Below are 24,328 nucleotides of genomic sequence, written 5' to 3'. Positions count from 1 at the left end.
CGCATCGTGCACATCGTCGTGGTCGGCGCCTCCCTCGCCGGCATCCGCACCATCCAGCAGCTGCGCCGCCGGGGCAGCGACGCCCGGATCACCCTGGTCGGGGCCGAGCCCACGGTCGCGTGCGACCGGCCGCCGCTGTCCAAGGGCTACCTCGCCGACCCCGGCGCCGAGGCCCCGCCGCTGCTGTCGGCGCGGGAACTCGCCGCGCTCGGCGTCGAACCGCTCCTTGGGTTCACGGCCACCGGCCTGGACCCGTCGGGCCGCACCGTCGCGCTGCGCGGCGCGCCGCCGCTGCCGTACGACGCGCTGGTGATCGCCACCGGCTCCGTTCCCCGCACCCTCCCCGGGCTGCGGCCCCGCCCCGGTGTGCGGGTGCTCCGTACGGCGGAGGACGCGGCGGCCATCCGGGCGGGCTGCCGGGGCGGGGCCCGTCTCGTGGTCGTCGGCGGCGGGTTCATCGGCGCCGAAGTGGCGTCCACCGCCCGCTCCCTGGGCTGCGCGGTCACCGTCGTCGAACCGCGGCCCGCGCTGATGACGCGCGGCCTCGGACCGGTGCTCGGCCCTGCGCTCACCGGACGCCACGTCCGGCACGGCGTCGAGGTGCGGCTCGGGGCCACGGTGGCGGGCGTCGAGGACGACGGCCGGGGCGGGCTCCGGGGCATCACGCTCGGGGACGGCACGCTCGTCCCCGCCGATCTGGTGGTGCTGGGCGTCGGTTCCCGGCCCGCCACCCGGTGGCTGGAGGGGTCAGGGCTGGTCCTGCGGGACGGTGTCGTCTGCGATCAGCACCTGGGCGCGCTGGGCGCGGCGGACGTGTACGCGGCCGGTGACATCGCCCGCTGGCACCATCCCCGCTACGGCGCCGACCTCCGCGTCGAGCACTGGACGAACGCCGTCGACCAGGCGTCCGTGGTCGCCGCCAACCTCACCGGGACGCCTCTGGTGTGCGACGCGGTGCCGTATGTGTGGTCCGACCAGCTCGGCGGGCGGCTGCGCATCCACGGACGGGTCGGCGCGCGGGACGAGGTCCGGATCGTCGCGGGCGACGCGGACGAGGGCGACTTCACGGCGATCGCGGGAGGCGGGGGCACGCTGCGCGCGGTCGTCGGGTTCTGCGGGGCGCGCGAAATCGCCCCGTACCGGAAGCTGCTGGACGCCGGGGGCGGCTGGCACGAGGCGCTGGCGCTCGCCGAGGAGCGGCGCGCCGCGTGTACGAGCGGATGACCGCGAAGGGAACGGGCCACCGATGAGACCGTACCGATCGATCCTGTTCGTACCCGCCCACAAACCGGACTGGGCGGAGAAGGCCCTGGCGGCGGGCCCGGACGCCATCGTCCTCGACCTGGAGGACTCGGTGCCCGACGAGCTGAAGGCGCGGGCCAGGGTCCTGGCCGCCGGTGCCGTCACCCGGCTGCGCGCGCTCGATCCGTCCGTCGGCCTGCTGGTGCGGGTCAACGGGCTCGCCACCCGGCTCACCGGCGCCGATCTCGAAGCGGTCGTCGTCCCCGGGCTGTCCGGTATCTTCGCGCCGAAGATCGAGCAGGCCACGGACGTCCTGCGCTACGACGCCCTGCTCGACCACTTCGAACTGCGCGGCGGGGTGACGGGACTTGAGTACATCGTCCCCGTGGAGACGGTCCGGGCCATCCACAACTGCCGCGAGGTGGCGGCCGCGTCCCCGCGCGTCGCCGCGATGATCGGCCCGACCGCCGAGCACGCCGACATCGCGCGCGAGGTCGGCTTCGAGTGGTCGCCGGAGGGTACGGAAACGCTGTATCTGCGCAGCCGGGTGCTCCTCGCGTGCCGCGAGGCCGGGCTGCACGCCCTGACCGGCCTGTGGGAGCGCATCGACGACCTCGAAGGGCTCCGCACCTTCGCCCGGCGCGGCCGGGCGCTCGGCTTCCGCGGCATGGTCGCGATCCACCCGGCCCATGTCCCCGTCCTCAACGAGGTGTTCTCGGCCACCGCGGAGGAGACCGCGTTCTACACCGGGCTCGTCCGCGCCTACGAGGAGGCGGCCGCCGGGGGCAGCGGCGCAGTGCGCTACCAGGGGCTGCACATCGACCGGGCGCACTACGACAAGGCCGTGCGGTGGCTGGCCACGTGGCGGGAGATCACGGGTTGAGCGGGGGGGGCCGGGGACGTCACCCGCGCCAGATCTTGCGGTACGCCGCCCGGAAGCCCAGGGGGTTCCAGCTGGTGGCGCCCCTGCTGTTGGCGGCCGTGGCGACGTGGACCGGGGCGCTGTATCCGCTCGGGGGCCGCCCGGCGAACGCCCGGTTGAACTCGTCGATCATCTGCCAGCCCTGCTGGGTCAGGGGTTCGGGCACGGTGGCGGCCTGGTACTGCCGGTGGTTGACGCGCTGGAAGGCGGAGGGGTCGCCGTCGCCCGCGCCGATGTTGAACGGGGGTCCCGAGCCCCGCTTGCCGCCCGCGCGGAGGGCGGGGGCGGCGTCCGCGAAGTACAGGTCGTTGATGGCGACGGAGTAGGTCCAGTCGTTCGGGAAGCGGGAGAGGAGGGAGGACACCTCCTGGGGGGTGCGGCTGCCCGCGTCCGGGATCGGGATGTTCTCGTACGCCAGCAGCCTGACGTCCCGGCAGCTGGCCAGCTCCTTGCGGATCAGCTCGGACTTGTTCCTGGCGAACGGGATCGAGGCGTCGGTGAAGATGACGGCCCCGGCCCTGCCGCGGGACCGGGCGATCACCCAGTCCGCGCTGATCCTGGCCGTCTCCTCGACCCTGGTGGTGACGTTGGTGAACAGCCTGGGCCTCCTGCTGGGCCCGGGGGAGGCGACCGCGTGCCAGCCGATCAGCGGGATGCCCGCCGCCTCGGCCTGCGCGACCTGCCGCGCGGTCTGGCCGGGGTCGAAGCCGCCGATGACGATGCCCGAGGGCTGGAGGGCGACGGCCTCGCTCAGCGCCGCCTGGATGCCCGCGGGGGTGCCGCCGCCGTCGATCACCCGGACCCGCCAGCCGATGACCTCCGCCGCTTCGCGCACCCCCTGCGCGGTGCCCGCGACACCGGGGTTGGTCATGGTCTGCGCGACGTAGACGACGGTCTTGCCGGGCACCGCACGGGGGCCTCGGACCGGGCCGTTCCAGGGGATGTCGGTCCGCTCGGCCCGCTGGACGGCTGCCTTGGCCCGGGCGAGGACGGCGGGGCAGCCGACGGGGCCCCCGGTGGGCTCTCCGCCGGCCGACGAGCCGCGCTCGCATCCGGCGAGTACGGCCGCCAGCAGCGCGGCGGCTGCGAGCGCGGTCCTACGGCGCGGCCGCATCGGGGCTCCTCCCGCGGTCCGCGGTGATGCCCGTACGCAGCCGGCGCCGCGCGGAGTAACCGGCCAGGCCGACGACGACCAGCAGGGTGCCGCCGTTGAACAGCGGCGTCACCCAGAACTGGGCGCCGAGCTGACCGATGCCGGAGAGCCCGATGGCGAGGACCGCCACCGCGACGACCGTGCCCAGGGCGTTGGCGCGGCCCGGTTTGATCGTGGTGGAGCCGAGCAGGGCGCCCGCGAAGGCGGGCAGCAGATAGTCGAGGCCGACGCTCGGGTTGCCGATCTGCTGCTGCGCCGCGAGGAGCACCCCGGCGAACCCGACGATCAGGCCCGACACGGCGAAGGCGCAGACGGTGTACCGGCGGGCGGGGATGCCGACGAGGTCGGCGGCGCGGCGGTTCGAGCCGATGACATACAGATACCGGCCGAGCGGCAGCCGCTCCAGCAGCAGCCAGAGGACGACCGCCAAGGCGAGCACATAGAAGGCGGGGACCGGCAGGCCGAGGAAGGTGGAACCGTAGACGTCGGTGAAGGCGTCCGGGAGACCGGCCGGGCCGGGGACGATCCTGCCGCCGCCGGTGACCCAGCCGGTGACGGCATAGAGCATGCTGCCGGTCCCGAGGGTCGCGATGAACGAGTCGATCTGGCCGAACTCGGTGATGACCCCATTGAGCACGCCGACCACCGCCCCTCCGGCGACCACCGTCAGACAGGCCAGCGGCCAGGGCCAGCCGCCGTGGACGATGAGCTGCATCACCATCACATGGGCCAGGCCCAGGCCGTATCCGATGGAGAGGTCGAAGTTGCCGGTCACGATGGGGACCGTGGCGCCGAGCGCGAGGATGGCCGGGATCGACTGGTTGGCCAGGATCGAGGAGATGTTGTCCAGGGTCGGAAAGGTGCGCGGCAGGGTCACGGAGAAGATCAGGAACAGCAGGGCGGTGAGCGCCAGCAGGCCGTACGTGCCGATGAGATGCCCGCCCGCCCGGCCCCGGCCGCGCACCAGCCGTGCGAAGCGGCCCGGCCGGGAGGGGGGCGAGGGCGAGGGCGCCGGCGTCACCATGGGGCCTCATGCCCCGGACGCGGGCAGCGCCGACGCCGCCCGGGTCAGCCCCGCGACGGTGAGCGACGCCCCGCTCAGCTCGGCCGTCACCGCGCCCCGCACGAACACCAGGGCGCGTCGGCACACCCTCGCGACCTCCTCGAAGTCGGTGGAGATGAGCACCGCCGCGAGACCGGCCGCGAGCGCGTCGTCGAGCAGCCGGTAGAGCGCGGCCTTGGCCCCGATGTCCACGCTCGCGGTCGGCTCCTCCAGGATCAGCACGCGCAGCTCCCCCCGGAGCCACCGGCCGAGCATGACCTTCTGCTGGTTGCCGCCGGACAGGGTGGCGATCGGGACCTCGCTGTCGCGGGGCCGCACCGCGAACCGTTCGATCAGGGCGCGGGCCTCGGCCCGCTCCCGCCGGGGGCTGATCCAGCGTCGCGTCGGCGGGCCGCCCGCCGCCGGGTTGGCCAGCAGGTTCTCCCGTACGGTCAGTTCGGCGGCGCAGCCCTCCTCCACCCGGTTGCCGGTCACCAGGCCGACCCCGGAGGCGACGGCGGCGGCGACCGTACGCGGGCGGTACGGCCGCCCGTCGAGGAGCGCCCGCCCGGCGGCGATCGGCCGGGCCCCGGCGAGGGCGCGGCCCAGCTCGCGGTGCCCGGCGCCGGTGAGCCCCACCAGGCCGAGGACTTCCCCGGCGCGCAGGTCGAGGGAGACGGGTCCGGCCCGGTCGGTGCGTACGCCGTCCAGGGTCAGCACGGCCGGGCCGGACCCGGCGGTGGCGGGCCGGTAGCCGGTCGGTTCGTCGCCCACGATGTCCCGCACCAGGCGGGCGGCGCCGTGTGCGGCCAGCGGGCCGTGGCTGACGAGACGGCCGTCGCGCAGCACCGCGAAGGCGTCGGCGACCTCGTACACCTCGTCCAGGCGATGGGTGACGTAGAGGATGGCGTGCCCCCGGTCGCGCAGGGTGTGCAGGACGTCGAAGAGCCGGGCGCAGTCGGCGGCCGGGAGGCTGGCGGTCGGCTCGTCGAGGACGATGAGCCGCGCCCGGGCGGCGAGGGCGCGGGCGATGGCGACCAGGGAGCGTTCGGCGGGCGCGAGGTCGGCGATCCGGGTGTCGGCCGGGAGGTGTCCGGCGACTGCCGCCAAGACCTCGGCGCCGCGCTCCCGGGTGCGGCGCCAGGAGATCAGCCCGGCACGGCGGGGATAGCCGGTGGTCAGGGCGATGTTCTCGGCGACCGTCATCCATTCCACGAGGCCGAGGTCCTGATGGGTGAAGGCCATGGCCCGGGTCGCGGCCTCGGTTCCGAGCGGATGCCCGGCCACCGTCACCGTGCCGCCATCGGCGGGGTGATAGCCCGCGAGCACCTTGATGAGGGTGGACTTCCCGGCGCCGTTGGGGCCGAGCAGCGCGAGCACGCTGCCCCCGTGGATGTCGAGGTCGACGCGGTCCAGCGCGAGCGTGCCGCCGAATCGCTTGCTGAGCGCCCGGATGCGGACGAGCGGTTCCGCGTCCGCGTCCGGGGATGTGGATGCCCACCTCACATCCGAGACCTTAGCGGGACTGATCATCTTCTTTACCGAATGAGGCGGGCCCCGATGCCTCTGTTACCCCAACGGGCCAATGCTCCGGCGAGGCGGCCTCATGCGGCGGCGAGGGGGCATTCGGCCCAGATGACCTTGCCGTCCGCGGTGTGGCGGGTCCCCCAGGCCAGCGCCAGCTGGGCGACGAGGAACAGTCCGCGGCCGTCCTCGTCGGTGGTGGCCGCCCGGCGCAGATGCGGGGAGGTGCTGCTGGTGTCGGAGACCTCGCAGATCAGGGTGCGGCCATGGAGCAGCCGCACCCGGATGGGCCCGCTGGCGTGCCGCAGGGCGTTGGTGACCAGCTCGCTGAGCAGCAGCTCCGCCACGAACGCGACCTCGTCCCGCCCCCACTCGGCCAGCTGCCGGACGGCGGCGGCCCGGATGTCGTGGACGACGGCCGGGTCGGTGGGCAGCTCCCAGGTGGCGATCCGGTGGGCGTCGAGGGCGTGGGTGCGGGCGACGAGCACGGCGATGTCGTCGCAGGGGTGGGCGGGCGCCACGTCGTCCAGGACCGCCTGGCAGGTGTCCTCGGGGGTGCGCTCCGGGGAGGTCAGGACCTCGCGCAGCCGGTCCAGGGCCACGTCGATGCCGCGGTGCCGGTCCTCGATGAGCCCATCGGTGTAGAGCACCAGCCGGCTGCCCTCGGGGACGTCGATCTCGGCGGTCTCGAAGGGCAGGCCGCCCAGCCCGAGCGGGGGCCCGGCGGGCAGGTCGGGAAACGACACGCCGCCGCCTGGGCGGACCAGCGCGGGCGGCGGGTGACCGGCGCGGGCCATGGCGCAGCGCTGCGACGTCGGGTCGTAGACGACGTACAGGCAGGTCGCGCCGATGATGCCGAAGCCGTCCCCGGAACCCTCGCTGCTCTCCTCCCGGTCCAGGCGCAGCACCAGGTTGTCGAGGTGGGTCAGCACCTCGTCGGGCGGGAAGTCGAGTTCGGCGAAGCTGCGCGCGGCGGTGCGCAGCCGTCCCATGGTGGCGGCGGAGTGCATGCCGTGGCCGACGACATCGCCGACGACGAGGCCGACGCGGGTGCCGGGCAGCGGGATGATGTCGTACCAGTCGCCGCCGACCCGCGATTCGGCGGGCAGATAGCGGTGGGCGACGTCGACGGCGTCCTGACTGGGCACACCGTGCGGGAGCAGGCTGTGCTGGAGGGCCAGGACCATGGTGTGCTCGCGGGTGTAGCGCCGGGCGTTGTCCATGGACAGCGCTGCGCGGGTGGCCAGTTCCTGGGCGAGGGAGCGGTCGTCGTCGCCGAACGGCGCGGAGTCGAGCGAGCGGTAGAAGCTGACGATGCCGAGGACGGTGCCGCGGGCGACCAGGGGGACCGCGATGAGGGAGCCGACGTGGGACAGCAGCCGCGCGGTGTGCTCGGGGTCCTGGATGAGCCAGCCCGCCGCGGTCCGCAGATCCGGTTCCAGCATCGCGTGCCCGGAGCTCACACAGCGCAGCTGGGGCGTGGTGGGGTGGTAGTGGATCCGCTTGTCCACCGGGTAGAACGGGCAGTCGCCGCGGATGCCGTGGACCACGGCGCGGCGCAGATCGTGCCGGGGGTCGAGGGGTTCGTCGCCGCGCAGCACGGCGTCGGGCAGGTCGATGGTGACGAAGTCGGCCAGCCTGGGTACGGCCGTCTCGGCGAGCTCCTCGGCGGTGCGGCGCACGTCCAGGGTGGTGCCGATGCGCGCGCTGGCCTCGGACAGCAGCTCCATGCGGCGGCGCGCCGCCAGGGCGTACTTCCCCACCTCCGGCTCGCCGACCAGCACCAGCCCGGCCAGGCCGTCGGTGACATGGTCCGGGGGCCGCGCGACCTGGGCCTCGGCGGCCGGGGCCGTGTCCGCCGGGGCTTCGAGGACGTCGGCCCGGGCGGGTGCGGTGGCGGGGCGGTACGGGGAGAGGTACGAGGGCAGGGTGAGGGGCGGCCGCGGTTCGCGGTCGGGGAACATGGCCTCCACGGCCATGCCCTCCACCCCGGTCGCGCTCGTCATCGGGCGGCTCACCAGGGTGACCCGCCGCCCGTCGGACAGGGTCACGTCGACGGCGGCCCGCTGCCCGTGGGAGAGCAGTTCGGCGGCCCGCTCCTTGATCACCATCTGGTCGCCGAGGCGCAGCCCCTGGACGAAGGCGTCCACCCCCATGGCCTGCCTGCCGCCCTCACCTGCCACCGACGCGACGCCCGCGTCCAGATACGCCAGCAGCAGCCCGCGCTCCCGTGCGGAGCTCTGCGCCAGCAGCCGCCGTTCGATGGCCTGGGTCGCCTTGCGCAGCACGCTGTCCAGCTCCGGATGCCCGGAGCTGCGGGGATAGGCGAGGCACAGGATGCCGTCGACCCGGCCGCTGAGCGGGTCGTGGACGGGTATCGCGCTGCATCCGTTCGACAGGCCGCGCTCGGCGAAGTGCTCGGCGCCGTAGACCTGGATGAGCCGCCGCTCCGCGAGGGCGAGGCCGATGCCGTTGGTCCCGGCGTACTGCTCGGCGAAGACGAAGCCCGGCACCTGCTGGATCGGCGGGAGGGTCCTGGCCCATGAGTCGTCGCCGAAGCGGCGCTGGAGCACGGTCCCGCTGCCGTCGGCGAGCGCGATGTTCATCGGGCTGCCCTGGAACCGGGTCCGGAGCCGGTCGAGCACCGGACCGGCCGCGCGGACCAACCGGTCCTCGGGATCGAACTGCCGGTACGGAAGCTCGAAGCCGCCCAGCGGCAGGCCCTGGGTCCGGCAGCGCTGCCATGAATTCAGGATCAGGCCGCGTACGCCGGCCTGGACCGCCTCGCCCTGGAGAAACCGCTCACGCGACCGTGCGGGCCCGATACCGCCTGCCACGAGCCCCGCCAGGATCGTTTCCTCACCGGACCGAATCACGCCTCTCCTAGCCACATGCTGTGATTAGCCCATAAAGTCCACTTTCGACAATAACGGGTACAGGTGTCGTCACGGCGAGCACGAGAGACATGTGTTCGATATGTCGCATACGGTGACCGTCGCGGGTCCGGCCGTCAGAGCACCGCGACCGGGTTGACGGGTGAGCCCGTACCGCCCGGGACGTTCAACGGCGCCACGACCAGCTGAAAGGTATGGCGGCCCGCCTCGGCGGTGGCGGCGGAGAGCGCTTCGAGGTCGAGATTGTCCAGCAGCGGCACTCCCATCGCGGTCAGGGCGAGCGCATGGACCGGGGAGTGCACCCCCTCGACCGGTGAGGGCCGTACGTCGCTGTCGCCGTCCCCGCCGAGCAGGGCGATGCCGCGCTCGGCCAGCAGCGGGACGGCGTCCACATGGAGCCCCGCGCTCGCCACGCCGGGGTCCCAGGCGCCGCACTCCGCCCGGCGGCGGGTGCTCCCGGAGCGCAGCAGCACCGCGTCCCCCTCGCCGATCGTCACCCCCAGCGCCCGTTCGGCGGCGACGATGTCCTCGGCGTGCACCGCCTGCCCCGGCTCCAGCCAGGGGATTCCCAGGACGGTCGGCAGGTCGAGCAGGACGCCCGTCGTGACGAGCGGCCCGAGCGCGGCGACCGTCCCGTAGCTGGCGCCCCCGGCGCCGACCACCTCGTCCGCAGCCCGGCCGTCGTAGAGCCGGCCCCGGTAGGCGGCGTGGCAGAGCGCGTCGAGATGGGTGATGCCCTTGCCGTGGTAGTCGGCGGCGAGGAAGTCCTTGTGGATGGCGGGCTCCGGGGCCTCCACATCGCCGAGGTCCGTCATGTGGTGGAGGGCGGGCCTGGGGTTGTCCGGTGCGGGCTCGGTGGCCCAGGGCCGCGCCAGCGGGACGACCACTCCGGATCGCACCCGGGCGGCGGCCCGCCGCACATGCTCCGGGGTCACCCTGTTCCAGGCGCCACGGTCGGCCGGGTGCCAGCGGCCCCAGGTGCGGACCGCTTCGAAGAGCACGTCGAACTCCTCGCGGGAGACGGCGGGTCCATGGCTGCGGGTCATCCGTGCTCACCCCGACAGGGTTCGGTAGGGTTCGGCGCGATTTCCGGCAAGAGTCTACCGGCGCCGGGGATTTGCGGCCGGGCGCGGCGCCCGGCGCGCGCGGAGCCGGATCCGGCCGCCCCTGGCGGGGACGATCGTCACCGCGAGGAGCCGCGCCGGTTCCGGGGGTCCGGCCGGTTCGGGGACGGCGATCGCGAGGATGTCCCTCAGGACGGTCTCGGTCTCCAGCTGGGCCAGCGCCACCCCGATGCAGCGCCGCAGGCCGCCGCCGAACGGGGTCAGCGCGTAGGGCGGCGGTTCCGCACCCAGATGCCGCCCGGGCCGGAAGGCGTCCGGCTCCGGCCACAGCGCCGGGTCGAGGTGGGTGAGCGGGAACAGCGCCGCGACGAACGCGTGGCGCGGCACCGGGTGGCCGCCCAGCTCGGTGTCGTGTGCGGCGGTGCGCATGGCGTTGTAGACGGCGGGGCGCAGTCGGCCGGACTCCTTGATCGTCGCCCTGAGCAGCCGGTCCGAGCCCGCGTCGAGGTCGGCGATCAGATCGTCGCGGGCGGCGCGATGGTGGGCGAGCAGATGCAGGGTCCAGGCGATCGTGGTCGCCGTGGTCTCGTAACCGGCCAGGACGAGACCGGTCAGCTCGTCCAGGAGCCGGGCGTCGTCCAGCCCGGCGCCGCGCTCGTCGCGCGCGTCCAGCAGCATGGACAGCACATCGTCGCGGTGGGCGCGGTCGGGCGCGGCGCGGCGCGCGGCGATCTCCTCGCTGGTCAGGTCCCATACGGCCGCGCGGAGCCGGTGGAAGCGGCCGCCCGGCGAGAGCGGCCCGAGGTCGCGCCGCAGCGGCCCCGGCAGGAACAGGACGGCGAGATTGGCCGTGGCGACGTACGCGTTGAGCGCGGCGCGGAAGGTGGCGACCCGGACCGGGTCCGTCAGGCCGAAGACGACCCTCAGGATGACGTCGAGGGTCAGCCGCTGCGCCCACGGCCGCACCGGAACGCCGTCGCCGCCCAGCAGTTCGGGCAGCCCGGCGCGCACCAGCTCCCGCACCCGCTGCGCCCAGCCGGTGATCCGCTCCCCGTGGAAGGGCGGCAGCAGCAGCTTGCGCTGGGCCAGATGCAGGGGCGGCGGCGTGCAGATCAGCGATCCGGCGCCGATCGCGGGCGCCAGCAGGGCGGCCGCGTCACCGCCGGTGAACCGCTCGTGGTCGGTCAGCACCGCCCGGTTGGCCGCGGCGTCGGCCGCGCAGACGAGGGCGCCGCGGTAGGGGTAGGTACGGAGCGAGAAGACCGGCCCGAACCGGCGGCGCAGGGAGCGTGCGTAGCCCTGGGGGGCCCGGAGCATCCGCGCCGTCTGCACGGGCCGTGGCGCCCGGGAGGCCGGTGGGAAGCGCCGGGGATCCCACCGCGGCTCCCGGGCGAACGCGTCGCTCATGGCTGCCACGGCCCGGCCGGGTCGTCGTACGCGGCGGCGTAAGCGTCGGTGGCGATGGGCGCCCGGAGCAGGTCGTCCGGGATGGCGAACGCCTCCACCAGGGCGGGCGCGTACGGGGCCAGCTCGGCGGCGACGCGGTCGACGGCGGGGGCCAGGTCGCGGACCGAGTCGGCGGTGAGGTGCCCGTCCGCCAGCAGCGGGCCCGCGTGGGGTATGAGACTTTGCAGGACGAACAGCTGGAAGACCCGCTCCAGCAGGGCGCGCGTGGCGTCGTCGGCGATGCGGTCGACGGCGGCCAGGAACGCCTGGGCGGCGCGCCGGGTGGCGTACGCGTCGACCAGGTCCAGGGCCGGGTTCACCGCCTGGTTCCAGCGGTCCAGCGGACCGGTGCTGGGCAGGCCGATGCGGCCGCGGGCGTGCTGGAGGCAGGACAGCTCGTGCCGCACGAGCAGGTCGAACAGGAACGCACGGTCGGTCAGCGGTTTGGTCAGCGGGCCGGTCGGTGATTCGGTTCGCGCGGTGGCCGTGGGCGGGTCGTAGCCGCGCCCGGTCAGCATGTCGGCGGCGGCCTTCGACCAGATGACGAGGTTGTCGCCCTCGGCCGTGATGGTGGACTCGATCGGCGTGATCAGGTCCACGATGCGGTTGACCGACAACAGGCCCTGGGCGCCGCAGCGTTCGCGGCATTCGCTCACGATGTCCCTGGCCTGCCAGGTGATCCAGCCCTTCGCCGCCGCGACCAGCACCTCCGCCTCGGCCGACTCGGGATCGTCCTGCCCGGTGCGGTGGCGGGTGGCCTCGCGCAGCAGGAAGGTCGCCGCGTAGGCGCGGGCCGCCGCGCCGAGCAGCCTGGTCTGGTGGCAGCGGTAGGCGAAGAGCGGGACGCCGGTCCGGCTCGCCGGGGCGAAGGTGTGCCGCCGATGGGCGTACCGCACGGCCACGGTGAGGCCCGCCCGGGCCCCGCCCAGTGCCGCCGCTGCCAGGCAGAGCTTGCCCGTGGTGACCCGCTGGATGGACCGCAGGAACCGGCGGCGACGGCTGCCGACCGCGCTGCTGAAGGCGCCTTCGGCGGTCAGGTCCGCGTGGTCCCCGGCCAGCAGCGCCGTACGCTCCAGCACGACCCGGTCGAACGAGGTGATCGCGTGGTCGACGGCCGACCCCGGGGTCTCCGAGAGGGGGCGTATCCGGATGCCGGGCAGCGGCCCCCGCTCGTCGCGCAGCGGCACGAGGAACAGGAACACGCCGCAGTCCTGGCCGCGGACGATCAGCCGGGCGGCGACCAGTCCGCTCTTGGGGCCCCCGGCGGGGCCGGTGTTGGGCATGAACTTCTGGGCCCCGGCCGACGGGGTGTGCAGGACGAAGGTGTCGTCCTGCGGCTGGTGGACGGCCGTGGTCTCCAGCTCGGCCGCGTTGTTCCCGTAGCCCAGCTCGGTGATCAGCACCGCGCCGTACCGCCGCAGCCGGGTGAACGGTGTGAGATCCACGGTGCGGCGGGGGTCGAGGCGGAGGAGGCTGCCGAGAAACAGGTTGTAGTGGATGGTCGCCAGAGTGGTCAGCGAGCCGTCGACCATGCCCAGCCACTCGTGCAGCGACACCAGCCAGTCCGTCGCCCTGACCAAGTCCTCAACGGAATCGATTCGTTCATTGACGATCCGCAAACGCTCATAAGCGAGCTCCGAACGCTCCGACGGCGACAATCCATCGCGGTAATGGAAAATGTCCCGCCGTAAATGCTCCGTCCAGGGACGGTGCAGATCGTCGAATCGCCCGTCGAAAAGCACCTCGGTCAGCAGCGACACCTGTGCCCGGCCCGCCATGACGGCAGTGCCCATCTCCGCCCTCTCCCCCGCCCGCCGCGAACTCAGCTCACAGTGAGCCGAAGAGCAGATGGCTCGCCGTGTTGGCCGGGTCCTCGTCGCGGTAGTACTGCGTGGCGGCGGTCATCAGCTGGTCCTCCGCCAACTGCCCGCCCTGGCCGCCCTGCTCGGTCAGCCGGTCGAAGGCCGCTCCGGCCTCCGCCTCGGGGACGCCGATGGCGGAGATGACGGCCACGAAGTCCGCCCTGCCGACCAGCCCGTCGTCATCCCGGTCGGCGAGCTGGAAGCCCGCCCGGTAGAGCGGGCCGACCAGCAGGTCGAACTGGTCGCTGACCTGGTGCAGGGCCTGACGGAACTCACCCCTGTCGATCCGGCCGTCGCCGTCGGCGTCGGCGGTCTCGCGCAGCGCACGCCAGTACGTCGTCAACGCGTCGGCGTACTCCTTGCCCTTGGCCGCCGTGCGCTCCTCGCCGACGGCGGCCAGTACGCGGCCGCCCATCAGCTCGAAGTCGTCCTCGGCGATCACACCGTCGCCATTGGCATCCAACAAGGCGAACAGCTTTTCATATTTCTGGTCCAGTAGTGCGCCCACAGGGTCCCCACCCTCCAGTGCCGACGGTTCGCCGCGCCTCGAATATTTTCCGAAGCGCATGAAAGATTACCGAGGGCTGTCAGCGGAATTCACCCGTGCGGGAATCTCTTTGGAGTGAAAAACGCGCCTCATACGTGACGTTCAGGCATCGCGGCGGCACACCGCCCGCCAGCCGGCCAGCAGCGCGGCGCCCGCCCACAGCGCCGTCACCGCGAGGCCCGTCCAGGGGCCGAGGCTTCCCTCCGGAGCCTGGTGCAGCACCTGTTGTCCGGCGTGGTCCGGCAGATAGTCGGCGACGCTCCCGGCCAGGTCGCCGACCACGAAGCCCACGATCAGGATGAACGGGATGAGCAGGCTCAGGACCGCGGTGGCACTGCGCAGCAGGAAGGTGAGTCCGGCGGCGAACAGGACCATCAGGGCGAGGTAGATCCCCGCGCCGACGCAGGCCCGCAGCGCCCCCGGTTCGCCGAGGCCGATGGCGTGCTCCCCGAGGAACGCCTGGCCCGCGAAGAAGGAGGCGAAGGACGTCGCGAGCCCCACGGCGAGGGCGGCACCGGCCATGGCCGCCGTCTTGGCCGCGTAGAAGAGGCTCCGGTGCGGTACGGCCCACAGGGAGATCCGCAGCGCGCCGTGTCCGTACTCGGAGGAGACGGCGGTGGCCCCGAAGGCGATGGCGGCGATCTGGGCGAAGTTGATCGCGTAGAAGGCCCCGAAGACGGGGTCGTCGGTGCCGTCCAGCTCCGCCCGGCCGACGGTCGCGAAGACCAGCACGGTGATGGCCAGCGTGGCGGCGAAGACCGCGATGAGGGAGCCGAAGCCGGCCCGGATGGTTCTGATCTTGAGCCATTCGGAGTGCAGTACCGCTGTGAAGGACATGGTCGGGCCTCCAGTCAGGTGGTCGGGAACGCGGTCGTGGGGGCGGCGGTGAACTCCGCCTCGTCCGCGGTGAGGGCCAGATACGCTTGCTCCAACGAGGCGCGCTCATCGGCCAGTTCGAGGACGGGGATGCCTTCGCGGGCCGCGAGCGCCCCGATCTGCTCGGCCCTGGCGCCCTCGACCACCCATCCGCCGTCCTCGCCGCCCAGGACCGTGTATCCGCCGTCCAGCAGCGCGGCCTTCAGCCGGGTGGGGGCGCCGGTGCGCACCCGTACCCGTGCCTGACTGTGCCGTTCGATGAAGCCGGGCATGGAGACATCGGCGAGGAGCCGCCCCCGGGCGAGGACGACGAGGTGGTCGGCGTAGGTGGCCGTCTCGTTCATCAGGTGGCTGGACACCAGGACCGTACGGCCCTCCCGGGCGAGGCGCCGCAGCAGCCGGCGGATCCAGACGATGCCCTCCGGGTCGAGGCCGTTGGCGGGCTCGTCCAGCAGGAGCACCGGCGGGTCGCCGAGGAGCGCGGTGGCGATGCCGAGGCGCTGGCGCATGCCGAGCGAGAAGGTCTTGATGCGGCGGCCCGCCACGGTGGCGAGACCGGTCTCCTCGAGCACTTCGTCCGCGCGGCGGCCCGGCAGGCGGTTGCTGACGGCGAGGCAGCGCAGATGGTCGCGGGCGGTGCGGGAGCCATGGGCCGCCTGCGCGTCGAGCAGGGCCCCGGCGGTGCGCAGGGGTTCGCGCAGCGTCGCGTAGGGGCGGCCGCCGATGGTGGCGGTGCCGGAGGTGGGCCGGTCGAGGCCGAGGACGAGGCGCATGGTGCTGGACTTTCCGGCGCCGTTGGGGCCGAGGAACCCGGTCACCCGGCCCGGTTCCACGCTCAGCGTGAGCCGGTCGACGGCCCGGGTGCTGCCGTGCTCCTTCGTCAGGTTGTGCACGTCGATGCTGGTCATGGCATCAAGCCTGGCCGGGTGGCCCGGTGGCGGGCATCCCCCGCCGGAGGAGACCGGCTCCCCCGTGCGGGGGAGCCGCCGCCCCGCCCGCTCTGCCACGATGACGGCATGCCGGGCCTCCTGCTGCCGCTGACGCGCGCGGTCACCTACACCCGCCTGCTCCATCTGCTGGTGGGGGCGATCGTGCCGTTCGCCTGCGCCATGATCTATCCGGGGCTGGCCCGTCCGTCGACGGCCGAGTGGGCGCTGATCGCCGTCCTGCCGGTCCCCCTGGTCCTGGCGGCGGCCGTGGTGCCCGAGGTGCGCCGGGCGGAGGGGCTTCAGGCGCGGCTGATGCTGTTCCCGGGGCCGCACGCACGCGTGCCCGGCGAGGAGGACCCGGGGGTCTCGGCCGCGCCGTCCGCCTCGTGGAGCGACCGGGCCAGGACCGGCGTGTGGCTGGTGCTGCGGCTGGAGGCGGGGCTCGCCGTCGCGCTGGTGACCGGACAGCTGATGGCCCTGTCCCTGTCGCTCACCGCGGCGGCCGCCGGTGAACCCGGCCTGGGTGACGCGCCGTTGCGGGTGCCCGGTACGGGCTGGGCGTACGCCTTATTGGTACCCGTTCCACTGTTGGTGATGGCCGCCCTGGCCGCCGGGGCAGGCGCTCTCATGGCGGTGGCCGCCCGCCGCCTGCTCGGCCCTTCGGCGAAGGAGCGGCTGGGGGAGCTGGAGGAACGTACCGAGCGGCTACTCGAACGAAACCGCATCGCCCGGGAGTTGCACGACTCGCTCGGCCACGCCCTCACCCTGGCCGTGGTGCAGGCGGGCGCCGCCCGGGCGGCGGGCGACCCGGAGTTCACCGACCGGGCGCTGGAGACCATCGAGGAGTCGGGGCGGGCCGCGCTGGAGGATCTGGAACGGGTTCTGATGCTCCTGCGCGAGACGGCGCGCCCGCCCGGCGCCCGGCCCGCCCTCGGCGACGCGGACCGTCTGCTGGAGTCGGCGCGCTCGTCGGGGGCGCGGATCGACGCCGAGGTGACCGGTCCACTGGAGCGGGTCCCGGGGCCGGTGTCCCGGGAGGGCTACCGCATCCTCCAGGAGGCGCTGACCAATGTGCTGCGGCACGCGGGCCCCGTCGCCGTCCGCGTGCGCATCACCGTGGACGAGGCCCGGCTGCGGCTGGAGGTGCGCAACCCCCTGTCCGCTGCGGCAGCGGTGGCCGCCGGGGGCGGTGGCAGCGGGCTGCGCGGCATCCGTGAGCGCGCGGCGCTGCTCGGCGGCGAGGCCCGCACGGGCCAGGACGAGGGCCACTGGCTGGTCCGCGTCGACCTGCCGCTGCGCTGATGCCAGGGCGCTCAAGGCACCGCCTATGCTGGGCGGATGCTCACCGTTCTCCTGGTCGACGACGAGCCTCTGGTGAGGGCGGGCCTGCGCGCCGTGCTGGAGGCGCAGCCGGACATCGAGGTGGTGGGCGAGGCGGCCGACGGTGCCGCCGTGATCCCCCTGGTGCGGCAACTGCGCCCCGATGTCGTCGCCATGGACGTACGGATGCCGCTGATGGACGGCATCGAGGCCACCCGGACCGTGCTGCGCACGGTGCCTGACCCGCCGAAGATCATCGTGGTGACGACCTTCGAGAACGACGAGTACGTGTACGGGGCGCTGCGCGCGGGCGCCGACGGGTTTCTGCTGAAGCGGGCACGTCCGGCGGAGATCGTGCACGCCGTACGGCTGGTGGCCGAGGGCGATTCGCTGCTGTTCCCGGCGGCGGTGCGCGCGCTGGCCGCCTCGTACGGCGAGACCCGGGGCAGCGCCGAGGGCCGGGCGACCCTGGAACGGGCCGCGCTGACCGAGCGCGAGGGTGACGTACTGCGGCTGGTGGCCCGCGGACTGTCGAACGCGGAGATCGCGGCGCGCCTGGTGGTGGGCACCGAGACCGTCAAGTCGCACATGAGCTCCGTGCTGGCGAAACTCGGCGCGCGGGACCGCACCCAGGCGGTCATCGCCGCGTACGAGTCCGGCTTCGTGTCACCGGGCGGCTGAGCCGCAAGAGGTCGTTTTGCTGTCCCGATGTTTCATCACGGAATGTGTCTTTGCCCCCCTCGCCAGTGAATTGCGTCTGGGTAAATCATTAGTTCTCGGAGCGGAACTCGGGGAGGCCCGGCCGGTCACCGCCGAGCTCCAGATCGATACGGCCATGCCGCAGGTCGTCCGTGTCGCCGGAATGCTCGGCCAGCACCCGTAGCTGTACGCCGGGGGCCTGCTGCTGGATCCTGCCGACCAACACGGGCACCAGCGACGCGGCGAGCGTGTCATGACACTGGATCGTGAAGGTGCGTTCCAGTTCGGCGAGGTCCAGCTCACGGCTCGGCGAGAGTAGCTCGTGCGCCTGTCTGACCAGCCTGTGAACGTCTTCCCGGATCGCCACTGCATACGGCGTCGGGGCCATGTGTGGCCCGTGCGCACCAGGATGTCGTCGCCGGTGACGTTGCGGAGCCGGCCGAGCGTGCGGCTGACCGCAGGTGACGACAGGTGCAGCCGCTCAGCCGCGCCCATGACGCTGCCCTCTTCGAGCAGAGCGTCGAGCACGGTGAGCAGATTCAGATCTACTTGCATGACAGTAAATCTTACTCACCCAAAGATGCTTCGAAAGCAATGAATGAAGAAGTCAATTGACTCATGATCCGCTTGCGGCCACCGCAGCGGCCGTCCGTCACGCCGGCGGACAGCTGTTGCAGCGGTACTCCACCGAGACACGACAGTCCGGACTCACCGAGCTTCTCGCGACGGTCGACGACTACGACGCGATCGTCGTCGACACGCTGCAGCCGGCGCTGAGCGAGATCCTGCCGGACGCGGGCTGGCTCAACGACGAACACGGATCGGGCCAGCTGGACGCTGGTGAGTGGTGGCTCATCGACCCGGTCGGCGGCAACATCAACGCGGTACACGGCATGACCGACTGGAACATCGGCGTGAGCCTGGTCCGTGATGGGCGTCCGGTGCTGGCGGTGCTGTACTTCCCGTTGCTCGACCAGATGTTCACGGCCACCGAGGGTGGCGGGGCATTCCTCAACGGCGTACGGCTGCGAGTGTCCGACAAGACGTCGCTGGACGGTGCACTGGCCGGCACCGGCCAGGCAAAACCCGGCCAGGATGCCGAAATCGCGGACCGGATGGGCTCTTCGTTCGCCGCGATGATGAAAGCGGCCATCTACGTACGGATTTCCGTGCCAGTGACCACCAGCTCGCCCAAGTCGCCGCAGGCCGGATGGACCTGCACCGGCAGTTCGACCACGTACGTTCCCACGTGGCCGGAGTGCTGCTGGTCCAGCAGGCCGGCGGCATCGTCACCGACCTCGACGGCAAGCTGTGGCAGCTGACCAGCAAGAGCTACATCGCCGCCGCACCGGGCGTCCACGCTGCCGCGCTGGAAATCCTCACCAACTGACCAGGAGACAGACGGTACACCGGCCCGGTACGCACACGATTCGGCACCGTTCCAGGAGAACACACTGCTCGCGATCGGTGTCGGTGTCGGGGTGCGTTCGTGGTGACCGGAGCCATCGAGGCCGTACGCCACGTCCGCCGTCGCAGGAGCGCCGTCGCACCCGACGCCGAGTCGGCCGACCGGACGGCGGCGTCCGGTCGGCGCGATCGTCAGGTGAAGAGTCCTATGTAGGACGAGGCCAGGCTTGAGACCAGCCAGAACAGCCCGAACGCGATACCGATGATGATCAGTATCGCCAGGACTCTGTCCACTTTGCCGACGGACGGCGTGAGCGGAGGTTGGGGCTCCGGGTCACGTAAGCTCATTCGCCAAACATACGGCACGAAGTCGATGCGTGTGGAGAGTGGTTGGCGAAGCACCCCCAGAGCGAGGGGCTGCTCACGGGAGGGTTCGAGCGGGTTCCGGTGGTGTGGTAGCGGCGACGGAACACGTATGATCCAGCACGATCAGCGGGATCACGCAGGGTCCAGGGGGATCCAGGGGGAGGAAAAAGTGGCCGTGGTGAGTGAACACGCGGTGGACGGAAGACCGGACGGGCTGCGTTCGCCCCGCACCCTCGCGCTCGTCTCGGCGGTGCTCACCGGAACGATGGCGCTGTACATCGCGCTCGTCGCGTTCGGCAACATCACCGACTTCGGCACCAACCAGCAGTTCGTGCGGCATGTCCTGGCGATGGACACCACGTTCAAGGACGAGGACCTGATGTGGCGGGCGATCACGTCCACCGCGCTCCAGGACGCCGCCTACATCGCCATCATCGTGTGGGAAACCCTCGCCGCGCTCGTCCTCATCGCCTCGACCGCCCTGTGGTGCGTGAGTCTGCGCGGCGGCAGCGGCGATGGAGCCCGGCGCGCCCGCCGGGCCGGGACCGTGGGGCTGTTGATGCTGATGCTGCTGTTCGGCGCCGGGTTCATCGCCATCGGCGGCGAGTGGTTCTCCATGTGGCAGTCGAAGTCGTGGAACGGGCTGGACGCCGCCACCCGCGTCTTCCTGCTCTCCGGGATCGTCCTGGTGCTCACCCACCTGCCCGCGGGCCCGGCATCAGCATCAGCCTCAACTGGGCGAGCCGAGTCCGGCGCCGAGGGCTGACCTGATCGCCGGGACGTCGCCGTCCAGGAAGGCGAGGAGTTCGGCGCGGGTCGGCCCGGTGGCGGGCCCGTGCCGGGTCACCGCGAAGGCGGCGGCCGCGTTGGCGCCCCGTACGGCGTCGAGCGGGACCAGCCCGCTGCCGAGGAGGGCGAGGAACGCACCGGTGTGGGCGTCGCCCGCGCCGTTGCTGTCGACGGCGGCCACCGGACGGCCGGGGACGTGTACGGCCTCGCCACCGGGCGGTACGAGCCAGCACCCGGCCGCGTCGGCCCGTACGATCACCCCGGTGTCCGGGCCCAGCCGGGCCGCGAGCACGGCCGCGGTCCCCTGGACGTCGTCCAGGCCGGTCATCAGCCGCCCCTCGCGCTGGTTGCAGCTGATCCAGTCGCAGCGGGCGAGGGCCGCGCTCAGCACCTCGTCGGGGATCTCGGAGACCAGCGGCCCCGGGTCGAGGAACACCCGCGTGTCCGCGGGCAGCCGCGCGATGAGCCAGGCCAGCACCGGGCCGCCCACCGGGTGGGCGAGCCCGTACCCGGAGATCTGCACCAGGTCGCCGGGGCGCAGCGCGGCGAGCACCGCCGCCGCGTCGGCCTCGGTCAGCCGGGCCTCCGCGCCGAGGCTGGTGGCGAAGGTGCGCTCGCCGTCGTCGTCCACGAGGGCGACGCAGAACCCGGTGTCGGTGTCCGGCATCGGCGGCAGCAGCACCTCGACGCCCTCCCGCGCGAGGTCCGCGCGGACCCGGTCCGCGAACGGGCCCGAGCCATGGCCCCCGGCGTAGACGGCGGGCAGACCGAGGCGGCGCGCGGCGGCGAGGACGTTGAACCCGCCGCCGGTGACGAAGGTGGTGTCGGTGGAGACCACGTCGCCACCGCGTTCGGGCAGTGCGGGGACCCTCATCACCAGGTCGACGATGGCGTTGCCGCACAGCACCATCCGGCTCATGCGTGCTCCTGTGCGGTCGGCTCGGGCAGCGGGTGGGAAGCGGGTACGGGTTCGGCGCCCAGGCGCCGCAGCACCGCGTAGACGCCCGCGGCGAGGGCGAGGGTGACGACCCACCCCAGGCCGTTGGTGCCGATCCAGGTGCCGGAGAGCGGTCCGGCGAACCACACGTCGGTCTTGCTGGTGGCGGCCTCGGTGAAGAGCAGCCCCACCACGATGGCCACCAGCCACGCGGCCAGCGCGGACCACTGGACGCCGCCCCGGAACCAGTAGCGGCTGGTGCGGCTCGTGTCCATCAGCGCGGCCCGGTCGTAGGACTTACGGAGCATCAGGTCGACCGCGAACACCCCGACCCAGGCGGTGATCGGCACGGCCAGGAGGGTGAGGAAGGTGATGAACGGGCCGTAGAAGTCCTTGGCGATGAGGATGAAGTAGATGCCGCCCGCGAAGGTGACGACCACGTCCAGCCCGACGGCAACGGTGCGCCGGACCCGTATCCCCAGGGTGATCATGGTGAGCCCGGCGGAGTACACGGACAGGTGGTTGGAGAGCAGCAACCCGCCGAAGGCCGCGATGAGATACGGGATCGACATCCACGACGGCAGCATCGCGTTGATGGCCGAGACCGGGTCGGCGGCCGAGGCGAGGTCCGGCTGCCCGGCCGCGAGCAGCGAGCCGAGCGAGATGAGCACGACCAGCGGGATGCCCGCGCCGAACGCGGAGGCGGCCACCAGCCTGCGGCCGGGGATCTGCCGGGGCAGATAGCGGGCGTAGTCGGCGCCCGCGTTGGCCCAGCCGATGCCGGTGCCCGCGGCGACCATGCCGGTGCCCACGACCATCGCGCTCACCGGGCCCGCCTGCGCCTGGAAGACCTTGTCCCAGGCCACGGTGGCCCCGAGGAAGGCGATGACGACGAGGTTGAGCACCCCGAAGGCGTAGGTGGCCCACTTGTTGATCCACATGATGGTGGCATGGCCGAGACCGCTGATCAGCAGCGTGCAGCCGATGAAGACCAGCAGGCAGATCACCGTGAGGACGGCGTTCTGGCGCACCCCGAACGCCACGTTGAGCAGGGCCAGCAGCGCGAAGGCCGCCGTGGTGGTGTTGATGGTCTCCCAGCCGAGGCGGCTCAGCCACGTGATGAGGGTGGGGCCCGCGTTGCCGCGCACCCCGAACACCGCGCGGGAGAGGGTGAGGGCGGGCGCGCCACCCCGCTTGCCCGCGATGCTCAACCCGCCCACCAGGGCGAACGAACCGAACGAGCCGATGACGGCCACGATGGCCGCCTGCCAGATGTTCAGGCCGCGGAAGCTGACGAGGGCGGCGCCGAGCGGCAGCCCCAGGATGCTGATGTTCGCCGCGAACCACGTCCAGAACATCTGTCCGGGGTGGCCGTGGCGTTCGCTGTCGGGCACCGGTTCGATGCCGCGGGTCTCCACCGCGCCGACGCGGTCGTCCTGCGAAGCGGCCATGGTCGTACCTGTCTTTCTGTGCGGGGGTGCAGGCCGTCCGCGCCGCCCCGGGGACTGGGCGTGTGGCGCGGGAACGGGCAGGTGGTCACCCGGCTGCGGCGGCCCGCAGCGCGAGGAGGGAGGTGGCCAGCGGCTCCGGGTCGAGGCCGTTGACGGAACGGAGGGTGGTGAGCGCGTCGGCGGGGAGGGCCGAGGCGCCGCTGATGGATCCGGCGATCGCCCCGGCGATGGCGCCGACGGTGTCGCAGTCGCCACCGAGGTTCGCCGCCAGGAGGCAGGCGCGCCACGGGTCGCCGTCGGCCAGGGCGAGCACGGCGAAGGCCGCGGGCACGGACTCCTGGCTGGCGACGCTGGTGCCCACGAGGTCGCTGATGCGGTCCAGGGCGTGTTCCTCGGGCAGGCCGCGGACCAGGTCGACGGCCCATTCGATACGGGCCGCGATGGAGGCGCCGTACACCCAGTGGCCGCGCTCGGCACCGGCCGCGGCGGCCGTGACGGCCGCCGCGAACACGTCCTCCAGACCGCCGCCGCCGACGCCACGGCTCACCGCCGCTCCCACGGCCGCGGCGGAGGCGATGCCCAGGGTGGTGTCATGGGTGACCCGGCAGGCCGCCGCCACGTGGTCGACGAAGGTTTCGAGGGGCTTGTCGGGGAAAGCGACGCCGACCGGGGTGATCCGCATGGCGGCGCCGTTGGTGGAGCCCGACCGCCCCGCCTCCTCGGGCGGCACCCCGCGCGCCACGGCCTCCAGCGCGGCCTTGGTGGAGGGGCCGAGCAGGTCGTACGAGCCCTTGGCCTTCATGCCGCGCTCCCACTCCAGCAGCTCCTCGGCCAGCCGCAGCGGGTCGATGTGTCCGCCGCCCTCCACCAGCAGACGTCCCACGAGGACGGCCTGTTCGGTGTCGTCGGTGACCGACCCGGCGGGCATCCCGGCGCTCACCGGGTTCTCCGCCGGGCCCGGCTCGAACCCGGTCACGGTGCCGAACCGGGCGACGATCGACCGCCGGGGCATGATCTGGGTCGGCATGCCGAGGGCGTCGCCCATCGCCAGGCCGTACAGGGCTCCGAGTGCGCGGTCGTGCTGGTGGTTCATCGGGACTTCCTGATCGTGGGTGGGGGGTGGTGGCGGGCGGGCGGCGGTTCAGCTGGGCGCTTCGCCGAAGCCGAGGTGCAGCTGGAAGCGGGCGGGGTCCAGCAGGCTGGTGACGTATTCGGCGACACGGCCGTCGGCCTCGCGGCTGACCCTGCGGGTCCGCAGGAACAGGTCCCCCTCGGGGCGCCGCAGCAGGGTGGCCTCGTCGGCGTCCAGCCCGGCCACGGACGCCCACTCGTCGCCGTGGGTGGCCCGTACCCCCGCCGCGGTCAGGGTCTTGGTGAGCGAGCCTTCGAGCAGTCCGCGCAGCGGCACGTCGACGAGCGCCGGAAGCAGCGGGACCCGGCTGCGCTCCAGCGAGACGGGGATGCCCTCGGGCAGGATGCGCAGCCGGTCCAGCGCCAGGAACTCGGCCCCCTCGATGCCCAGCTCTTCCGCCAGCCGGACGTCGCGCACGGCCTCCAGGCGCAGCACCTCGGTGGTGATCTTGGCCCCCTGGTCGGCCAGCGCCCTGGTCCAGCCCAGCCGGTTGTCCAGCAGACCGCCGTCGAAGGTGACGAACGAGCCGACTCCGGCGTGGGTGGAGATCAGGCCCCGCTTGCTCAGCTCGTCCAGCGCCTGCCGGACGGTATTCCGGCTCACCGCGAAACGCCTGGTCAGCGCATGTTCACCGGGCAGCCTGCTGCCCGGCTCCAGGGCACCGCTGTGGATCTCACGAGCCAGGACACCGGCGATGCGCTGATGCTTGAGGACCTGTTCAGTCAT

General features: G+C 72.9%; 21 protein-coding genes and 2 pseudogenes. 8 read left to right on the top strand and 15 right to left on the bottom strand.

The annotated features are described in order from the left end of the window. The first annotated feature begins 6 nt into the window (after positions 1–6). Together ACH4TL_RS10805 and ACH4TL_RS10800 are read left to right on the top strand one after the other, a co-directional pair. Positions 7–1,224, top strand: coding sequence for an NAD(P)/FAD-dependent oxidoreductase (locus ACH4TL_RS10805; protein ID WP_398326188.1), 1,218 nt, complete (start codon positions 7–9; stop codon positions 1,222–1,224). 22 nt (positions 1,225–1,246) lie between these two features. Then, the gene (locus ACH4TL_RS10800; protein WP_398326185.1) at positions 1,247–2,125 is read left to right on the top strand and encodes an HpcH/HpaI aldolase/citrate lyase family protein; all 879 of its coding nucleotides are present in this window, start codon (positions 1,247–1,249) and stop codon (positions 2,123–2,125) included. A gap of 19 nt (positions 2,126–2,144) precedes the next feature. Here the strand turns inward: ACH4TL_RS10800 and ACH4TL_RS10795 are convergent, their stop codons facing one another. The 10 genes from ACH4TL_RS10795 to ACH4TL_RS10750 all read right to left on the bottom strand — a co-directional run bounded on the left by ACH4TL_RS10795 (position 2,145) and on the right by ACH4TL_RS10750 (position 15,480). Then, positions 2,145–3,278: a substrate-binding domain-containing protein gene (locus ACH4TL_RS10795; RefSeq protein ID WP_398326182.1), complete on the bottom strand. Its 1,134-nt coding sequence runs from the start codon at positions 3,276–3,278 to the stop codon at positions 2,145–2,147. Then, the gene (locus tag ACH4TL_RS10790) at positions 3,262–4,338 is read right to left on the bottom strand and encodes an ABC transporter permease (protein ID WP_398326430.1); all 1,077 of its coding nucleotides are present in this window, start codon (positions 4,336–4,338) and stop codon (positions 3,262–3,264) included. The genes ACH4TL_RS10795 and ACH4TL_RS10790 overlap by 17 nt, the downstream gene beginning before the upstream one ends. Before the next feature lie 9 nt (positions 4,339–4,347). After that, positions 4,348–5,865: a sugar ABC transporter ATP-binding protein gene (locus ACH4TL_RS10785; protein ID WP_398326179.1), complete on the bottom strand. Its 1,518-nt coding sequence runs from the start codon at positions 5,863–5,865 to the stop codon at positions 4,348–4,350. A 98-nt stretch (positions 5,866–5,963) separates the two neighbouring features. After that, the gene (locus ACH4TL_RS10780) at positions 5,964–8,759 is read right to left on the bottom strand and encodes a SpoIIE family protein phosphatase (RefSeq protein ID WP_398326176.1); all 2,796 of its coding nucleotides are present in this window, start codon (positions 8,757–8,759) and stop codon (positions 5,964–5,966) included. Between the two features lie 134 nt (positions 8,760–8,893). Then, the gene (locus ACH4TL_RS10775; RefSeq protein ID WP_398326173.1) at positions 8,894–9,823 is read right to left on the bottom strand and encodes a cyclase family protein; all 930 of its coding nucleotides are present in this window, start codon (positions 9,821–9,823) and stop codon (positions 8,894–8,896) included. A 54-nt stretch (positions 9,824–9,877) separates the two neighbouring features. Continuing rightward, positions 9,878–11,248 carry a cytochrome P450 gene (locus ACH4TL_RS10770; protein ID WP_398326170.1) on the bottom strand — a complete coding sequence of 457 codons (1,371 nt, stop codon included), beginning with the start codon at positions 11,246–11,248 and terminating at the stop codon, positions 9,878–9,880. Continuing rightward, on the bottom strand, positions 11,245–12,867 hold the full coding sequence (locus tag ACH4TL_RS10765; RefSeq protein ID WP_398326167.1) for an acyl-CoA dehydrogenase: 1,623 nt from the start codon (positions 12,865–12,867) through the stop codon (positions 11,245–11,247). The genes ACH4TL_RS10770 and ACH4TL_RS10765 overlap by 4 nt, the downstream gene beginning before the upstream one ends. 247 nt (positions 12,868–13,114) lie before the next feature. Continuing rightward, positions 13,115–13,615 carry an EF-hand domain-containing protein gene (locus tag ACH4TL_RS10760; RefSeq protein ID WP_398326164.1) on the bottom strand — a complete coding sequence of 167 codons (501 nt, stop codon included), beginning with the start codon at positions 13,613–13,615 and terminating at the stop codon, positions 13,115–13,117. 183 nt (positions 13,616–13,798) lie between these two features. Beyond that, positions 13,799–14,533 (bottom strand): ABC transporter permease, encoded by a 735-nt coding sequence (locus ACH4TL_RS10755; protein WP_398326161.1) that lies wholly within the window; start codon positions 14,531–14,533, stop codon positions 13,799–13,801. A gap of 14 nt (positions 14,534–14,547) precedes the next feature. Continuing rightward, positions 14,548–15,480, bottom strand: coding sequence for an ABC transporter ATP-binding protein (locus ACH4TL_RS10750; RefSeq protein WP_398326158.1), 933 nt, complete (start codon positions 15,478–15,480; stop codon positions 14,548–14,550). 108 nt (positions 15,481–15,588) lie between these two features. On the opposite strand from ACH4TL_RS10750, the gene ACH4TL_RS10745 reads away from it, so the two are divergent. Further along, on the top strand, positions 15,589–16,803 hold the full coding sequence (locus ACH4TL_RS10745) for a sensor histidine kinase (protein WP_398326156.1): 1,215 nt from the start codon (positions 15,589–15,591) through the stop codon (positions 16,801–16,803). Between the two features lie 36 nt (positions 16,804–16,839). Beyond that, positions 16,840–17,502, top strand: a complete 663-nt coding sequence (locus tag ACH4TL_RS10740; RefSeq protein ID WP_398326153.1) for a response regulator — start codon at positions 16,840–16,842, stop codon at positions 17,500–17,502. Between the two features lie 91 nt (positions 17,503–17,593). Here ACH4TL_RS10740 and ACH4TL_RS10735 read toward each other — a convergent pair. Continuing rightward, positions 17,594–18,015, bottom strand: a pseudogene (locus ACH4TL_RS10735) (LysR family transcriptional regulator); the annotation flags it as partial. Between ACH4TL_RS10735 and ACH4TL_RS10730 the strand changes: the two are divergent. The 4 genes and pseudogenes from ACH4TL_RS10730 (at position 17,992) to ACH4TL_RS10715 (ending at position 20,059) form a co-directional block, all read left to right on the top strand. After that, positions 17,992–18,135 carry a hypothetical protein gene (locus tag ACH4TL_RS10730; RefSeq protein ID WP_398326448.1) on the top strand — a complete coding sequence of 48 codons (144 nt, stop codon included), beginning with the start codon at positions 17,992–17,994 and terminating at the stop codon, positions 18,133–18,135. The pseudogene ACH4TL_RS10735 and the gene ACH4TL_RS10730 overlap by 24 nt on opposite strands. After that, positions 18,132–18,533, top strand: a pseudogene (locus ACH4TL_RS10725) (inositol monophosphatase family protein); the annotation flags it as partial. The gene ACH4TL_RS10730 and the pseudogene ACH4TL_RS10725, both read left to right, overlap by 4 nt. Before the next feature lie 197 nt (positions 18,534–18,730). Then, positions 18,731–18,910, top strand: a complete 180-nt coding sequence (locus ACH4TL_RS10720; protein ID WP_398326150.1) for a hypothetical protein — start codon at positions 18,731–18,733, stop codon at positions 18,908–18,910. Between the two features lie 597 nt (positions 18,911–19,507). Next, positions 19,508–20,059, top strand: a complete 552-nt coding sequence (locus ACH4TL_RS10715) for a DUF2165 domain-containing protein (protein WP_398326427.1) — start codon at positions 19,508–19,510, stop codon at positions 20,057–20,059. On the opposite strand, the gene ACH4TL_RS10710 is transcribed toward ACH4TL_RS10715, so the two are convergent. The 4 genes from ACH4TL_RS10710 to ACH4TL_RS10695 all read right to left on the bottom strand — a co-directional run bounded on the left by ACH4TL_RS10710 (position 20,024) and on the right by ACH4TL_RS10695 (position 24,328). Next, entirely contained in the window at positions 20,024–21,001 is a 978-nt protein-coding gene (locus ACH4TL_RS10710; RefSeq protein WP_398326147.1) for a PfkB family carbohydrate kinase, read from the bottom strand. The two genes, ACH4TL_RS10715 and ACH4TL_RS10710, sit on opposite strands and share 36 nt — an antisense overlap. Then, complete coding sequence (locus tag ACH4TL_RS10705; protein ID WP_398326144.1) at positions 20,998–22,470, bottom strand: purine-cytosine permease family protein; 1,473 nt, start codon at positions 22,468–22,470, stop codon at positions 20,998–21,000. The genes ACH4TL_RS10710 and ACH4TL_RS10705 overlap by 4 nt, the downstream gene beginning before the upstream one ends. A gap of 85 nt (positions 22,471–22,555) precedes the next feature. After that, the gene (locus tag ACH4TL_RS10700) at positions 22,556–23,563 is read right to left on the bottom strand and encodes an ADP-ribosylglycohydrolase family protein (protein ID WP_398326141.1); all 1,008 of its coding nucleotides are present in this window, start codon (positions 23,561–23,563) and stop codon (positions 22,556–22,558) included. Positions 23,564–23,611: 48 nt separating this feature from the next. Beyond that, complete coding sequence (locus tag ACH4TL_RS10695; RefSeq protein WP_398326138.1) at positions 23,612–24,328, bottom strand: GntR family transcriptional regulator; 717 nt, start codon at positions 24,326–24,328, stop codon at positions 23,612–23,614.

The organism is Streptomyces sp. NPDC021115, assembly GCF_044333065.1.
Lineage (GTDB): Bacteria > Actinomycetota > Actinomycetes > Streptomycetales > Streptomycetaceae > Streptomyces.
Note: the sequence above shows the minus strand (reverse complement) of the source record. Positions and strands in the feature narration are given on the sequence as shown.

Excerpts from the sequence above, each read along its gene's own strand:
- ACH4TL_RS10700 (WP_398326141.1), bottom strand. The coding sequence starts at position 23,563 with ATGAACCACCAGCACGACCGCGCACTCGGAGCCCTGTACGGCCTGGCG.
- ACH4TL_RS10775 (WP_398326173.1), bottom strand. The coding sequence starts at position 9,823 with ATGACCCGCAGCCATGGACCCGCCGTCTCCCGCGAGGAGTTCGACGTG.
- ACH4TL_RS10795 (WP_398326182.1), bottom strand. The coding sequence starts at position 3,278 with ATGCGGCCGCGCCGTAGGACCGCGCTCGCAGCCGCCGCGCTGCTGGCG.
- ACH4TL_RS10720 (WP_398326150.1), top strand. The coding sequence starts at position 18,731 with ATGGACCTGCACCGGCAGTTCGACCACGTACGTTCCCACGTGGCCGGA.
- ACH4TL_RS10745 (WP_398326156.1), top strand. The coding sequence starts at position 15,589 with ATGCCGGGCCTCCTGCTGCCGCTGACGCGCGCGGTCACCTACACCCGC.
- ACH4TL_RS10770 (WP_398326170.1), bottom strand. The coding sequence starts at position 11,248 with ATGAGCGACGCGTTCGCCCGGGAGCCGCGGTGGGATCCCCGGCGCTTC.
- ACH4TL_RS10710 (WP_398326147.1), bottom strand. The coding sequence starts at position 21,001 with ATGAGCCGGATGGTGCTGTGCGGCAACGCCATCGTCGACCTGGTGATG.
- ACH4TL_RS10705 (WP_398326144.1), bottom strand. The coding sequence starts at position 22,470 with ATGGCCGCTTCGCAGGACGACCGCGTCGGCGCGGTGGAGACCCGCGGC.
- ACH4TL_RS10755 (WP_398326161.1), bottom strand. The coding sequence starts at position 14,533 with ATGTCCTTCACAGCGGTACTGCACTCCGAATGGCTCAAGATCAGAACC.
- ACH4TL_RS10750 (WP_398326158.1), bottom strand. The coding sequence starts at position 15,480 with ATGACCAGCATCGACGTGCACAACCTGACGAAGGAGCACGGCAGCACC.
- ACH4TL_RS10800 (WP_398326185.1), top strand. The coding sequence starts at position 1,247 with ATGAGACCGTACCGATCGATCCTGTTCGTACCCGCCCACAAACCGGAC.
- ACH4TL_RS10740 (WP_398326153.1), top strand. The coding sequence starts at position 16,840 with ATGCTCACCGTTCTCCTGGTCGACGACGAGCCTCTGGTGAGGGCGGGC.
- ACH4TL_RS10695 (WP_398326138.1), bottom strand. The coding sequence starts at position 24,328 with ATGACTGAACAGGTCCTCAAGCATCAGCGCATCGCCGGTGTCCTGGCT.